Here is a 14,935-nt window from a genome sequence, read left to right as displayed (position 1 = left end):
CTCACGTCTTGAACCGCCCAATCGCCCCACGCAACGCCACTGCCAACGCCTCCAGCTCATGCGCCGCCCCGGCGCTGTCATGCACCACGGCATGCTGGGTTTCCCCCTGACCGGCAATTACCTGCATATCGCGGGCAATATGCTGAACCGACTGGCTTTGCTCGGTCAGCGCGGTATTGATCTCGCCAATGCGCTGCCGGGTGCCACTGGCGCTCTGGCTGGCGTGGCCCAACAGGCTGGCCACATCGGCGGCTTGTTCGCGGCTGTGGGTCATTGCCGTCTGGCTGCTGGCAATCGCCTGATGCATCGCCTCGCTGGCGGCGCTCAGCCGGGCGGTCAGCGTGTCGATCTGACCGGCAGACAAGGCGGATTTTTCCGCCAGCTTGCGCACTTCGTCAGCCACCACGGCAAAGCCGCGCCCGGCTTCGCCGGCGCGGGCGGCTTCGATGGCGGCATTGAGCGCCAGCAGATTGGTCTGTTCGGCAATATCGCGCACCTGCCCGGTCATCTGGGTGATCTCACCCATGCTGCCGGCCATGCGCTGCGCGCTCTGGCTGACCTCCTGGCTTAACGCCTGGTCGGCATGGTCCAGATGGCCAAGCAGCGTGCCCACCGCCTGCTCGCCGCGCTGGGTTTGCTGCTGTGCCTGTTCGGCTTCGTGCGCCAGCCGGTCGGCCATGGCGCTGACCTGCTCAATGCTGACGCTAATCTGTTCCAGCGCCGCCGCCGATGAACTCACCGCCTGGCTTTGCTGCGCCGAAGCGCCCGCCAGCCGGTCGGCATGGCCCGACAACGAAGTGGCCTGGCTGGCCAGCCGCTCGCTGCCGCCCCAGACTTCGGCAAACGTTTTCTGGATATTGGTCAGCAGCTGGTTGAACGTGCGCCCCACCGCGCCAATTTCATCCTGATTGCGCGCCGCTGCGCGGCACGTCAGGTCGTGCTGCTCACCCACCTGCTGCATGGTTTGCATCAGCTCGCGAATCGGCCCGGTCAGCGCCCATTTGATTGCCAGCACCAGCCAGATCAGCAACGCCGACAACAGCACGATCTGGCCGACAAACACCCCGGCATCGTGACGGAACTGGGCGTTCAGGTCATCCAGATACAGCCCGGACGCCACAATCCAGCCCCAGGGGGCAAAGCCCTCGGCGTAAGCCAGCTTGGGCACTGGCTCGTCCTTGCCCGGCTGCGGCCACAGATAATCGACAAAGCCGCTGCCCTGCCCGGCCACGGCGTCGCGCATTTCCTTCACCAGCAGCTTGCCGTTGGGGTCTTTCAGCGCGGACAAGTCCTTGCCATTCAGTTCGGGCTTGATCGGGTGCCAGACCATGCGCGGGTGCATGTCGTACAGGCTGTAGTATTCCTTGCCGGCGTAACGCAGGTTGCCAATGGTGCGCTTGGCAGCATCCTGGGCCGCCGCCAGCGGCATCGCACCGCTTTTGGCCTGCTTGTCATAAAAATCCAGCACACCCAGCGCCACCTGCACCACACTTTGCAAGGTGGCGCGGCGGTCGTCGAGCATGCGCTGGTATTTGGAATACAAGGCCAGGCCACTGATGGCCATCACCCCCAGTAATGCGGCAATCAGCAGCATATTGAGCTTGTTGCCTACGCTCAGTCGGTGCAGCATGGTGGTTCCTTCGTGTCGGTGCATCAGCGGGTACAAGCAGGATGGCGGTTTTTGATGAATTTTTTACCAGCAGGGCCAGCGCGTGGACAGCCAGACCCAATCCGTCCTGCTGCGGCAGGACGGATTGTTAACAAGCTGAAAAGATTAAGCAAGACGAATGCCGCTTGATGCGGCAATGACATCACACAAGGTGGCAAGCGATGGCGCGCCCGCCCGCTGGCAGCACGTTCCCAACACGCTCAGCCCTGCAGATACGGGTTATGCCGCCGCTCATGGCCAAAGGTGGATGCCGGGCCATGACCCGGCACAAAACTCACTTCGTCACCCAGCGGGAGCAGCTTGTCCTGGATTGACGCAATCAGTGTGCGGTGATCGCCCTGCGGAAAATCGGTCCGGCCAATCGAGCCCTGAAACAGCACGTCGCCCACAAATGCCAGCTGCTCGCCGCGATGGAAAAACACCACATGCCCCGGCGTATGCCCAGGACAATGCAGCACTTCAAGTTCCTCCTCCCCCACCGTCACCCGGTCGCCATCGTTCAGCCAGCGCGTTGGAGTAAACCCCTGGGTAGGCGGAAAACCAAACATGCGCGCCTGATTCTGCATGCCATCAATCCAGAACTGATCGGCCAGATGCGGCCCTTCCACCGGCAGCCCAAGCTGGGCGGTCAGCTCGGCCACCCCGCCAGCATGGTCCAGATGGCCATGGGTAATCAGCAGGCGTTCCAGCGTCAGCCCGTGTTTTTCCACCTGGGCCAGCAAGCTGGCCACATCGCCACCGGGGTCTACCAGCGCGGCGCGGTGAGTGCGTTCACACCAGATCAGGGAACAGTTTTGCTGGTAAGCGGTAACCGGGATGACAAGAACTTTCATGGAGAGAGGCCGCAAGTGGGTGACAGAAGGGCTAAGGATAACGCAGCTGGGGCGGCGTGGAACCACCCCGCCCGGAGCTGAGAGGTTGAATCGCGCCGCGCCAGGCAAAACCACGATTGCCGCATGACCCTGCAAGATGCCGATGCACCAAAGCAGGGCAACGCACCCTGCCTGATGCGTTCAGATGCGAAAGCGCGCCAGCGCCAAACGCATCTGGCTGGCTTGTTGTGCCACCGCGCGGGCCGAATTGGCAGACTGACAGGCAATGGCACTGTTTTGCTCGCTGGCGCGCGCCACCTGTTCGACCTGCTCGGCAATGGTGTTGCTGGCGGCGCCTTGCTCCAGAATCGACTCGCTGATGGACGCCACCGTCTGCGTCACTTGTCGGGTGCTGTTGCGAATGCGAACAATGGCCTCGCCGGCGTCCGCCGCCAGTTGCACCCCGGCATTCACCTGCTGCACGGCGGTGTCCATTGATCCCACGGCGTTGCGGCTGCTTTGCTGGATTTCAGTAATCATCAGGCTGATTTCGCCGGTGGCTTTGCCGGTGCGCTCCGCCAGCTTGCGCACTTCGTCGGCCACCACGGCAAAGCCGCGCCCGAATTCGCCAGCCCGGGCAGCTTCGATGGCCGCGTTCAAGGCCAAGAGATTGGTCTGGTCGGCCACTTCCTTGATGACCTGAATCACCCCGGAAATGCGCTCGGAGCGCCCGTCCAACTGTTCGATGATGGCCGACACCTCCCGCACGCTCTGGGCAATCTGGTTGATCTCGCCCACGGCGCGCTGAATCACTTCGCCGCCCTCACGCGCGTGTTGTCCGGCGTCTTCGGCCTGGGCAATGGCCTGCTGGCTGGCGTCGCCCACATGGTTGATGCTGACCGTTACCTGCTCCACCGCCGCCGCCATGGCCGAGGTGGATTCACTGGCGTGCGCAGCGGCGCTGGCGGCTTGCGTGGATTGGCCGGCCAGGCCTTCGGCTTCCTGGCTGACGGTTGTCGTGGCGGTCTGCACCGACTGCAGGGCAGTGCGCAGGGTGGTCAGCAGATCATTAAAGGCACGGGTGGTTTGCGCCACCTCATCCTGACCTTGTACCGCCAGGTGGGTGGTGAAATCGCCGGATTGCTGCACATGCGCCACCGCATCGCGGATTTTACCCAGCGGCGTGGTGACACTGCGAATCAAGTGCCAGGACACCATGCCGCCCAGCCCCAAACCCAGCAGGATCAAGGCCAGCAAGATCTGGCGCGTTTGATCATTGCCCGCCACGGCAGTGTCGTATTCCTGTTTGGCCACGCGCTCTTGCAAGTCAATCAGCGCTTGCAAAGCCGTCCGGGTGTCGTTGCCAAGCTTGCCCGAGGCGCGAATGAAACCCAGGGAGGTGTCTGTGTCCAGTTTTCCCCGGCCAAAATACTCGGCCACGGGAATGACCAAGTCTTTTTCATAGGCGGTCAGCAGGGTATCTACCTGTTGTGCTTGTTGTTTTTCTTCTGGCGTCAGGTAGGTGGCCATGTATTTGCGCCATTCTGCAGCGGCAATGCGGGTATTGTCGCGCAGCGCCTGGCCATGTTCAGGCAGGCTGCCGTCCAGGTGCCTGGCCAGCGGGCTGCTGGGGTCCAGCGCCAGGGCGCGGTAAAACTCGGCGGCATTGCGGCGGATGCGTTGGTCAATCTGCGCCAATTGGCCCAAGGCCACCGTGCGGTCTTCGTAGACAGTTTTCAAGCCCGCCAGCGTGTCGGCGGCATTTTTCAGCCCCAGTGCCCCCACCGCGATCAAGACAACAGAAAAGACAATGACAAGGCCATATAACCGCTGCCCAACGCTAAGATTTTTCATGCATTCCTCTGCTGAAGTGTGCATGCGGCAAGCCGGGCAGTGGCAAGCCACTGCGCCAAATATGGCGGAATTTGACCTGGAAGCGCTGCACATAGGTTGTTAATGCTTCTTGTTTTGCACCAATAGTGTGCTTTTTTGTACTAATTGCACCATATTTGTGCGTTCCGCATTCTACACGGACAGCAAACAAAAATATGCTTTTAACAACAAAAATGCAGAACAAGCCGGTTTTTAGCAGATAACAGCTCCGCTGTGCGGAACAGCTCAGAACCGTTCACACGATGCAACACAGCGTTTTGGCCCCTTGCCCGCCGAGCTGGCCATGCGCGTGCAGCAGGCCAGTCGCGAACAGCTGATGCTCTGGGGAGATCGGGGGGCTGGATGCCGCATTGCTGGAACAGGTGTTTGCCGAGCCGGCGCACGGATTCCTGATCGGGGGGGGTCAGGTCAGGCCATTCTCCTGCGCCAGCGCGTACTTTACGCCCCCCTTCCCATCCCTTGCGCCGTCGCCTGCTGCGGAAACATCGCCGCTGGCCTGCTGTTCCGTTACAATCCGGCCTGACCCCAACATCCCCAACCGCTGCGCCTGTTGACGTGGCGGTTTTCATATCATGCAAACCATCCAGACCCTCGCCGCCGAAATCCTTGATACGGTCCTGTCCGGCAAAAACCTGACCGACACGCTGGCGTCGGCCTGGCGGCAACATCCCGCGCTGGCACCGGCAGAACGCGCTGCCGTCATGGACATCAGCTATGGCTCATTGCGCCACTATGGCTGGCTGCGCGGCGTGCTCGACCAACTGCTGTCGCGTCCGCTGGACGATGCCCTGATTGACCGCCTGCTGCTGGTGGCGCTGTACCAGCTGGTACACACCCAGGCCGCGCCGTACGCGGTGGTGGACCACGCCGTGCGTGTGGCTGCCGCGCATCAGGGCGGACGGCTCAAAGGGCTGACCAATGCCGTGCTGCGCAATTTCCAGCGCCGCCGCGACGAGCTGACCGCTGCCTTGCGCCGTGACCCGACTGCGTTCTGGAACCATCCGGACTGGTGGGTGGGGTCGGTGCAGCAGGCTTACCCGAAAGACTGGAAAGCCATCCTCACCGCCAGCAATCAGCACCCGCCGATGACGGTACGGGTCAATCGCCGCCGCACCACAGTGGCTGCCTGGCTGGCCCGACTGACCGAAGCCGGCATGGAAGCCACCGTGCTGGAAGGCGATGCCGTGCGCTTGACCAAGCCGGTGCCGGTGGATCGCCTGCCCGGTTTTGCCGAAGGCGAAGTGTCGGTGCAGGACGCTGGCGCGCAGCTGGCTGCCGAATGGCTGGATGTGCGTGACGGCATGCGCGTGCTGGACGCCTGCGCCGCCCCTGGTGGCAAAACCGGCCACCTGCTGGAGTGCGCCGACCTGGCGCTGACGGCGGTGGATAACGACGGCGTGCGCCTGCAGCGGGTGGAAAGCAATCTGGCCCGGCTGGGCCTGTCGGCCCGCTGTGTGGTGGGCGACGCCAGTCGCCCGGCCAGTTGGTGGGACGGCAAGATGTTTGACCGCATTCTGGCCGACGTGCCCTGTTCGGCTTCGGGCGTGGCGCGCCGTCATCCGGATATCAAATGGACCCGTCGCCCGACCGACATCCCGTCGCTGGGCCGTCAGCAGGGCGCGCTGGCCGACGCGCTGTGGGCGCTGCTCGCGCCGGGCGGCAAAATGCTGTATGCAACCTGTTCGATTTTTCCCACGGAAAACCGTCGCCAGGTCGATGCCTTTTTCAGTCGGCATGTGAATGCTGAACTGGAGCGGGACATTCAGCTGCTGCCGGATGAAAACCATGATGGCTTTTACTACGCGCTTATTCGCAAGACCTGAGCTGACGCGCTGGCTGGCGACCGGGCTGATGCTGCTGGCGCTGCTGTGCGCTGCGGCCCCGGCACGGGCGGCTGAAGCGCGCAGCGGCGACGCCATTGTGCCCAAACTGGCCACGCTGGCGTTGCAGGACGGCTATCTGGTGGCCAACACCCGCTTTGCCATCCAGCTCAACCCCACCCTGAGCGACGCGCTGGACGAAGGCGTGCCGCTGACCTTCCGCCTGCAGTTTCACCTCAGTCGCCCGCGCCTGTACGCCTGGTGGCGGCAATTCAGCGAAGGCTTCGACCCCACCGCCGAGCAGTTGTACAAGCTGTCGTTTCATGCGCTGACGCAAACCTACCGAGTGTCGATTGGCGGCACCCTGTACAAAACCTATCCCTCCCTCAACGACGCCCTGGCGGCGATGGGTGCCATTCGCAGCTGGCGGGTACTGAGCAAGACCAGCGTGGGCAAAAGCCGGCTGGGCGAGTTTGCCGGTGAAGTGCGGTTGATGCTGGACATCAGCCAGCTGCCACGCCCGTTTCAGCTGTCGGCGCTGGGTGCCACCGACTGGAAGCTGGAGTCCGACTGGGTGCCCATGGCGCTGGAAGGAGAACACTGATGCGGGTCTGGCTCAGTTCGTCGGCCTTGCTTGGGCTGATTCTGCTCTATCTGCTGGCCATTTCCACCGGCAGCACGTCACGGCTGGCTGAATACTACTGGGAGATTTTTGCCCTGACCGGCTTGCTGACCCTGGGGCTGACCGGCTTTATCGGCTATCAGCTGTGGCAGATCCGCCAGAAAATCCGCGCCAAGGTGTTTGGTGCCAAGCTGACCCTGCGCATGGTGTCGATGTTTGCCCTGGTGGCCATCTTGCCGGGGATTCTGATGTTTACCGTGTCGGTACAGTTTCTGACCAAGAGCATCGAAAGCTGGTTTGATGTGCGCATCGAGGCCGGGCTGGACCGGGGGCTGAGCCTGGGGCGCAATGCGCTGGATTACCTGCTGACCGACCTGGACTACAAGGCCCAGCAGGTGGTGCGCGAGCTCAATGGTGCCCCCACCCTGAATGCTTCGCTCAAGCTGCCGGCGCTGCGCAAGCAGCTGGGGGTGCATGAAATTGCCGTGTTTGATCGCCATGGCCAGTTGGTGGGCGTGGCGGGCGAGCCTGGGTCGGGCGGCAGCATGCCGCTGGCACCGTCGCGCGAGGTGCTGGAGCGGATCAACCGGGATCAGGCCTTTCGTGCCACCGAAACCCTGAACGGCAAGGGCATGGTGCTGCGCGTGGTGTTGCCGGCCTATCCGCTGTCGTTTAACGGCGAACGGCTGACCGTGCAACTGATGCAGCCGGTGCCGCGCCAGATTGCCGAAGACGCCGAGCTGGTCGATGCCACCCGTAGCGAATACCGCCAGCTGGCGCTGTCGCGCGAGGGCTTGAAACGCTTTTACCGGCTGACCCTGGCGCTCACCCTGGTGGTGACGCTGCTGGGCGCGGTCAGCCTGGGGTTTTACCTGTCTGACCGGCTGTCCGCCCCGCTGGGCGCGCTGGCTGCCGGCACCAAGGCAGTGACCCAGGGGGATTACTCGCGCCAGCACCCGATTTACAGCCGCGACGAGCTGGGCGTGCTCACCGCCATGTTCAACCGGATGACCAAGCAACTGGCCGAGGCCAGCGCACAAACCGACGCCAGCCGTGCCGAACTGGAGGCCAACAACGCCTACCTGGAAAGCATTCTGGTTAACCTCAGTGCCGGAGTGATGGCATTTGACGCCCATTGGCTGCTCACTGCTGCCAATGTGTCCGCCGAGCGGATTCTGGGGGTGAATATCGACGATCTGGCCGAACACCCGCTGCCCGACTGGCCCTGCCATGTGCCGCGCCTGAGCCCGCTGGTGGACGCCACCCAGCAGCACCGCGACGACGCACCGGGTGAGGACTGGCAGGCCGAGGTGGCCATGGAAGGCGAGCGCCGGCTGCAAACCCTGCTGGCGCGCGGCACCCGCCTGCCGGAAAAAAGCGGCCATGGTTTTGTCATGGTGTTTGACGACATCACCGAACTGGCCCGCGCCCAGCGCGACGCCGCCTGGGGCGAGGTGGCCAAGCGGCTGGCGCATGAAATCCGCAACCCGCTGACCCCCATCCAGCTGTCTGCCGAGCGGCTGCAAATGAAGCTGGCCGACAAGCTGGCCCCTCACGACGCCGACATGTTGCGCCGCTCCACCGATACGATTGTCCAGCAGGTCAGTGCGCTCAAGGGTATGGTGGAAGCATTCCGCGACTATGCCCGCGCGCCAAAAACCCAGCTGGCCGGGCTGGACCTGGGGCAGCTGGTGCGCGAAGTGCTGGCGCTGTACGAATCCAACCCGGCAGTGCATGCCCGGCTGCCGGAAGAAGCCTTGCTGATTCAGGGTGATGCGGCGCTGCTGCGCCAGGTGCTGCACAATTTACTGGTCAATGCGCAGGATGCCGTGCTTGACGCTGACGAGCCGATGATTCACATTAGCGCCCAGAGAGAAAATGATGCGGTCGTCATCACTCTGGAGGACAATGGTCCCGGCTTCGCAGCAGACATCCTGCCCCGCGCATTTGAGCCCTATGTCACCAGCAAAGCCAAAGGCACCGGTCTGGGCTTGGCGGTCGTCAAAAAAATCATTGAGGAACACCATGGCAGCATTACCGTTGGCAATGTTACCCCGCACGGCGCCCGTATCTGCGTTACGCTGCCCTGCCCGGAGGCATGATGCGAAGTAGCGATATCTTGATCGTCGATGATGAAGTCGGCATTCGCGAGCTGCTGTCGGAAATCCTTCAGGACGAAGGCTATACCGTGGCGCTGGCCGAAAACGCTGAAGTGGCGCGGCAGCTGCGCAACCAGACCCGTCCCGCCCTGGTGTTGCTGGACATCTGGATGCCCGACTGTGATGGCGTCACCCTGCTCAAGGAATGGGCCAAGGCCGGGCAACTGAACATGCCGGTGGTGATGATGTCTGGCCACGCCAGCATTGATACCGCCGTTGAAGCCACCCGCATTGGCGCATTTGATTTTCTGGAAAAACCCATCGCCCTGCAAAAGCTGCTGACCACGGTGCAGCGGGCGATGAAATACGCCGACATGCAAGGCAACCAGTCGCTCAACCTCGACCGGCTGGGCAAAAGCCCGGTGGTGCACGAGCTCAAGCGCGCGCTGGAGCGGGTGGCACCGGTCAAGTCGCCGATCCTGCTCACTGGCGAACCGGGCGTGGGCTTTGAGCTGGTGGCGCGCTTTTTTCACCAGCCCAACACCCCGTGGGTGACGCCAAACAAGCCGGAACAACTGGCCGACGCCCCACTGGAGCTGCTGCAAAAAGCCAATAACGGCGTGCTCTACCTGCCCGACATCGGCAGCCAGCCGCGCCGCGCCCAGCAGGGGCTGCTGTTTTTGCTGTCCAAGCTGGACCGCTACAGCGTGCGTCTGGTGTGTTCCTGCAGCCGCCCGCTGCAGGAACTGCTGACCGACCCAGCCTGCGACAACCGCCTGCTCAATACCTTGTCCAGCGTGATTGTGCCGATCCCGTGCCTGCGCGAACACGCTGATGACATCATCGAACTGGCTCAGCAAATCCTGGCCGAACTGATTGAAAACAAGCAGGTGCCCCCCCATCGGCTGACCACTGCCGCGCTGAATGCGCTGCGCCAGTACGACTGGCCGGGCAATCTGGAACAGCTGCGCAGCATTATCAAGAGCCTGGCGCTGACCGCCGAAAGCGACGATATCGACGCGCCGGAAGTGAACAAGGTGCTGGCCCAGTTCCGTCAGGACAAGCCGCCAGAAGAATCCGGCTTTGACTTCAACCTGCCGCTGCGCGAACTGCGTGAGCAGCTGGAGCGGCGCTACTTCGAGTACCACATCGGGCTGGAAAACGGCAATATGAGCCGGGTGGCGCAAAAAGTCGGGCTGGAGCGCACCCACCTGTACCGCAAGCTCAAGCAGCTGGGGGTGAAATTCAGCCGGCGTACCGTCGAGGAGTAAACCGGTACGCTTGCGCCATTGGCCAGCATGCGTGCTCCGATGTCGCAAACTATCCCATTGAATAGCAAACCAAAAAAATGGGTGAAACACCGTAGATTTACGCTGGTTTTCTGCTGGCGCATTCAAGTACACTGTGTCGCGTAGTATGCAAATCGGGAAGCTTCTGCCGCCAGGCACCCTTCCCGAGCGTGCCGCTCACCCTGAGGGGAAGATGCTTATCCGGGGCGTCTTCCCTCTTTTTTTGCCTGCCGGCCCCCCCTTCTGCCCCACCTGCGGTGCCCCTTTGCAGACAAACCCGCTGTGCCCACGCTACAGTGCGGTTTTCTCCCTCCGCCACCCGCCATGAACGACCAACAACTGCTGCGCTACAGCCGCCATCTGCTGCTTCCCCAACTCGACCTGGCCGGACAAACCGCACTGCTGGCCAGCCATGCCCTGATTATTGGTGCCGGGGGGCTGGGCTCGCCTGTGGCCATGTATCTGGCCTCAGCCGGGGTGGGCACGCTGACGGTGTGCGACAACGACACCGTCGAACTGACCAACCTGCAACGGCAAATCGCCCACGACATGGCCAGCCTGGGCCGGCTGAAGGTGGAGTCCGTGGCCAGCCGGCTGGCGGCGCTCAATCCGGAGGTGCGTGTCCAGCCGCTGGCCCAGCGCATGGACGCTGCCGCACTGGCCGCCGCCGTGGCGCAGGCCGATGTGGTGCTGGATTGCTCGGACAATTTTGCCACCCGCCATGCGGTCAACGCCGCCTGCGTGGCCGCCAGCAAGCCGCTGGTGTCGGGTGCGGCAGTGCGCTTTGATGGTCAGCTGGCAGTGTTTGACCCGCGCCAGCCGGATGCGCCGTGCTACCACTGTCTGTTTCCGGACCATGGCGATGCCAGCGACGGGCCATGCGCCACCTTTGGCGTATTTGCGCCACTGGTGGGCATCATCGGCTGCATGCAGGCCGCTGAAGCGCTGAAGCTGCTGGTGGGCATCCGCTCCAACGCGGTGAACCGGCTGGCGATTTACGAGGGGCTAAGCGGAGATTGGCGGCATATGCGCCTGACGCGCGACCCGGCTTGCCCGGTGTGCGCGGGCAAGCTTGCAGGGGCCGCAGCCTGAATGGGCCACACCGCTGATGGTGGCGGTATCTGCCAAGGAGACGGGAAGGGAATTAAGAAATAAAAGTGGGCAGCGTCAATACGTCAAAAAGACACGGTCTGCATCAGCAGGAACAGGCTGATGCAGTGACTGAATGGCACTTTTGAGCGGCTTTAACTTCCTGCGTTGGCCCCCTGAATTGTCTGGCGTCCAGCGGTCTGACATTTTTTTGCGATCACGGCTTGATCTACGGCTTCCAGCTCACCCTTGATGCGGGAATACTCGGCTTCTTGCTGCTTTGTACCGCCCAAGGCAAATGCTGCCGGCCAGAACAACACCAGCGTGACGCCCATCAGTATTTTGTCGTTGGTGGCGGCTTGATCAAGGCGCCCGCCCAATTCGCTGACTCGTGCCTGTATGCGCTGGGATTCTGCGGCTAATTGGCCACAGTCATAGGCTTGGTACTGGATGGGAGAGACATACGACGAGCTGAGATCTTTGGATGAGGTAGCACAGCCAGTGCTGACGCATAAAAAAGCAGCGCCAGTGAGGGTGCAGAGGAGTTGTTTCATGGGGGCCTGTTCGTGAGCAGCGTGGGTAAGGGTTAACGTTTTTGCTATTTTTATGGCATGTTGCCATGCGGCGGAAAGAGCTGTCACGATAAATATGGCGGGGTTGGTCATTGTACTGAGCGTGCTGGTGAATGCTGCATCACCCTTTTGGGGTGACGCAGCATTCACCAGCGGCAAGCGGCGCATACAAGGGAAGCGCTGAAAAAATCGTCATTCCCGCGAAGGCGGGAATCCAGAGTTTTGATTTTGCTGGGTTTTGCTTTTGGCAAAAACGATTTTTCTGAATCAATCAGCGTGTCTCAAGCACTTCAACCGCTATTGCGCAAACCCGCTGCAATACCGTTGATGGTTTGATGCGCGGTGTACAGCAGTTCCGGCGCATCCGGCGTCTGGCGCAGGCGGCGGATCAGCTCAATCTGCAGGATGTTCAGCGCGTCCATGAACGGCAGGCGGTTGGCCAGGCTGCGCGCCAGCGATGGGTTATCCGCCAGCAGGGTGTCTTGCCCGGTGATGGTGAAGAACGCCTCGCGGGTGCGCTGCCATTCGGCTTCGATCAGGCCAAAGATATGCTTGGCCAGGCTCTGGTCGGACACCAGCGCAGCGTAGCCGGCGGCAATCTGCAAATCGCTCTTGGCCAGCACCTGCTCCATATTGGACAGCGCCACCTGGAAAAACGCCGAGTGACGATACAGCGCCTGCAGGCGCTCGCGGCCAGCCTGGCCGTGTTCTTCCAGATAGGCGGCCACCGCGCTGCCCACACCATACCAGCCCGGCAGCATCACCCGCGCCTGCGCCCAGGAGAACACCCAGGGGATGGCGCGCAGATCCTTGATGCTGGTCAGGCTCTTGCGCGAGGCCGGGCGGCTGCCGATATTGAGCTTGGCAATTTCATTGATCGGCGTGGCTTCCAGAAAATACTGGATGAAGCCAGGGGTTTCCACCAGCGAGCGGTAGGCGTGAAAGGCGCGGTTGGACAGCTCGCCCAAAATCGCCTCGTCTGCCGGCGGGGTGTCGCGCACCGTGGTCAGGCTGGCTTCCAGCGTGGCGGCCAGCAGCGCTTCGAGGTTGCGCAGGCCGATTTCCGGATCGGAGTATTTGGCCCCAATCACTTCGCCCTGTTCGGTGATGCGGATCTGCCCGGCCACCGAGCCTGCCGGCTGCGCCATGATGGCCTCGTAAGACGGGCCACCGCCCCGGCCCACCGAACCGCCGCGACCGTGGAACAGGCGCATGCGCACGCCCGCAGCGTCGAACACCTTCACCAAGCGGCGTTCGGCCTGGTACAGCTCCCACTGGCTGGTGAAGTAACCGCCGTCCTTGTTGCTGTCCGAGTAGCCCAGCATCACTTCCTGGGTATCCTTGCGACTGTTGAGCAGGGTGCGATACCACGGCAGGGCAAACAGCTCGCTCATCACCCCGGCGCTGGCGTCCAGGTCGGCCACGGTTTCAAACAGCGGAATGATGTTGACGGTGGAAGTCGGCTCGCCATCCACCACGCGCAACAGGCCGGCTTCTTTCAGCAGCAGTGCCACTTCCAGCAGGTCGCTGGCGCTGGCGCAGTTGGAAATGATGCAGTTGGGCAGGGCTTTCTTGCCAAAGCGGGCCTGAATCTGCGCGGCGGCGCGGAACAGCGCCAGCTCCTTGCCGGTTTGCTCACTGTATTCGACAAACGGCGAATACAGCAGACGCGCAGATTGCAGTTCGGCCAGCAGCATGGCCTGGCGGCCCGCTTCGTCGGCGGCCAGATAGTCGCCCGCGCCGGCCTGGGCAAACAGCTCGGCTACCACCGATTCAAAAATGCCGGAGAACTGGCGCATGTCCAGCGGCATCAGCGAAAAGCCAAACACTTCCACCGCGCGAATCAGGTCACGCAGGCGGCCAGCGGCCAGGCTCTGGCTGCCGTGGCTGCTCAGCGAATCGCTGATCAGCTGCAGGTCATGCACCAGATCGGTCGGCGAGGGGTAGGCGCTCAGGCCGGCCTGGGCAAAGCGCCCATCAAATGGCACTTCCAGCGCCTGGGCGGTGGCACTCAGCCGGCCTTGCAGGGTGGCCAGCGCCAGGCGGTACGGTTCTTCCTGGCGGCTTTCGGCGTGGTCAGGACTGTGGGCGGTGAGCTGGCCCAGCGCCTCGCTGACCTTCACCCGCCGCGCCGACAGCGACAGCTCGCGATACAGCTGGTCGAGTTCACGGCCATACCAGGCAAACGCCACTTCGGCCTGACGCTGGACGGCGTACAGGGTGACATCGGCGGTGACAAACGGGTTGCCGTCACGGTCGCCGCCAATCCAGCTGCCAATGCGGAAGAAATTGGGCAGCACCAGTTCCTGCCCCCACTCGCGCTGAATCGACGCCTCCAGGCTGGCGTACAGCTTGGGCAGCGCGGTAAAGAACGTGGTGGGATGGTAGGCCACGCCGTTTTCGATTTCGTCCTTGACGGTAAGCTTGAACGGGCGGATTTCCGAAGTTTGCCACAGCGCCAGAATCACCCGCTTGAGCTTGGCTTCCACTTCTTCGCGGTCTTCGCGGCCCAGCGACGGGTCGGCCAGCTTGGTGAGAAACTTGCGGATGGCCTTGTGCGCGTCCAGCACGCTCTGACGCTGCACTTCGGTCGGATGAGCGGTCAGCACCGGGGAAATCTGCGCATGTTCAAAAAAATCGACCAGCGCAGCAAAGGGCACGGCGTCGTGTTTCAGCCGCTGAATCGCCAGCGCCAGGCTGCTTTGCTGCGGGGCGGAGCCAGCAGCGCGGTGGGCGCGGCGGCGGCGGTTGTGATGCAGGTCTTCAGCCAGATTGGTAAGCTGTGCATAAAAACCACAGGCGCGCACCAGCGCGGCGGCGGCGGCGGGCGACAGTTCGGCCAGCCGGCGCGACAATTCCGGCGTGCCGACGCGGTCGTGCGCCTCCACCGGGATGGTGCGCATTTCGTGATAGACCGCTTCGCCCTCTTGTTCACGGACGATCTCGGCAAGCAGGCGGTCCAGTCGCGCCAGATCGTGGCGCAGCGGCAAGTCTTTTTCAGTTTCGTTCATCATGGCGGAATACCGTGTTCACAAGCGAAGCGGTTAAAATTCTGTCAAATTACCTTAGG

The 14,935-nt window shown here is 62.6% G+C and carries 11 protein-coding genes; 6 read left to right on the top strand and 5 right to left on the bottom strand.

All coding sequences use genetic code 11. The features are described from left to right. Position 1: 1 nt before the first annotated feature. From BXU06_RS00115 to BXU06_RS00105, 3 genes are all read right to left on the bottom strand, one after another. On the bottom strand, positions 2–1,630 hold the full coding sequence (locus BXU06_RS00115; RefSeq protein ID WP_171982062.1) for a methyl-accepting chemotaxis protein: 1,629 nt from the start codon (positions 1,628–1,630) through the stop codon (positions 2–4). A gap of 239 nt (positions 1,631–1,869) precedes the next feature. After that, complete coding sequence (locus BXU06_RS00110; protein WP_077295931.1) at positions 1,870–2,502, bottom strand: MBL fold metallo-hydrolase; 633 nt, start codon at positions 2,500–2,502, stop codon at positions 1,870–1,872. A gap of 180 nt (positions 2,503–2,682) precedes the next feature. Continuing rightward, positions 2,683–4,335, bottom strand: coding sequence for a methyl-accepting chemotaxis protein (locus BXU06_RS00105; protein ID WP_171982061.1), 1,653 nt, complete (start codon positions 4,333–4,335; stop codon positions 2,683–2,685). Positions 4,336–4,946: 611 nt separating this feature from the next. Between BXU06_RS00105 and rsmB the strand changes: the two genes are divergently transcribed. The 5 genes from rsmB (at position 4,947) to BXU06_RS00080 (ending at position 11,296) form a co-directional block, all read left to right on the top strand. Continuing rightward, complete coding sequence (rsmB, locus tag BXU06_RS00100; protein ID WP_077295929.1) at positions 4,947–6,197, top strand: 16S rRNA (cytosine(967)-C(5))-methyltransferase RsmB; 1,251 nt, start codon at positions 4,947–4,949, stop codon at positions 6,195–6,197. Beyond that, positions 6,160–6,798, top strand: a complete 639-nt coding sequence (locus tag BXU06_RS00095) for a DUF4390 domain-containing protein (protein ID WP_171982060.1) — start codon at positions 6,160–6,162, stop codon at positions 6,796–6,798. Before rsmB ends, BXU06_RS00095 begins: the two co-directional genes overlap by 38 nt. Next, a complete protein-coding gene (locus BXU06_RS00090) occupies positions 6,798–8,918 on the top strand; it encodes an ATP-binding protein (RefSeq protein WP_077295927.1) in 2,121 nt (706 codons plus the stop codon). The genes BXU06_RS00095 and BXU06_RS00090 overlap by 1 nt, the downstream gene beginning before the upstream one ends. Further along, complete coding sequence (locus BXU06_RS00085) at positions 8,918–10,186, top strand: sigma-54 dependent transcriptional regulator (protein WP_077295926.1); 1,269 nt, start codon at positions 8,918–8,920, stop codon at positions 10,184–10,186. The genes BXU06_RS00090 and BXU06_RS00085 overlap by 1 nt, the downstream gene beginning before the upstream one ends. Positions 10,187–10,528: 342 nt before the next feature. Further along, positions 10,529–11,296, top strand: coding sequence for a molybdopterin-synthase adenylyltransferase MoeB (locus tag BXU06_RS00080; RefSeq protein WP_077295925.1), 768 nt, complete (start codon positions 10,529–10,531; stop codon positions 11,294–11,296). 152 nt (positions 11,297–11,448) lie between these two features. On the opposite strand, the gene BXU06_RS00075 is transcribed toward BXU06_RS00080, so the two are convergent. Beyond that, positions 11,449–11,958, bottom strand: coding sequence for a hypothetical protein (locus BXU06_RS00075; protein WP_216352510.1), 510 nt, complete (start codon positions 11,956–11,958; stop codon positions 11,449–11,451). Between the two features lie 20 nt (positions 11,959–11,978). Between BXU06_RS00075 and BXU06_RS17615 the strand changes: the two genes are divergently transcribed. Further along, on the top strand, positions 11,979–12,131 hold the full coding sequence (locus BXU06_RS17615; protein WP_171982059.1) for a hypothetical protein: 153 nt from the start codon (positions 11,979–11,981) through the stop codon (positions 12,129–12,131). Between the two features lie 24 nt (positions 12,132–12,155). On the opposite strand, the gene ppc is transcribed toward BXU06_RS17615, so the two are convergent. Next, a complete protein-coding gene (gene ppc, locus BXU06_RS00070) occupies positions 12,156–14,879 on the bottom strand; it encodes a phosphoenolpyruvate carboxylase (RefSeq protein ID WP_253189488.1) in 2,724 nt (907 codons plus the stop codon). Positions 14,880–14,935 lie beyond the last annotated feature (56 nt).

The organism is Aquaspirillum sp. LM1 (genome assembly GCF_002002905.1).
GTDB lineage: Bacteria > Pseudomonadota > Gammaproteobacteria > Burkholderiales > Aquaspirillaceae > Rivihabitans.
Note: the sequence above shows the minus strand (reverse complement) of the source record. Positions and strands in the feature narration are given on the sequence as shown.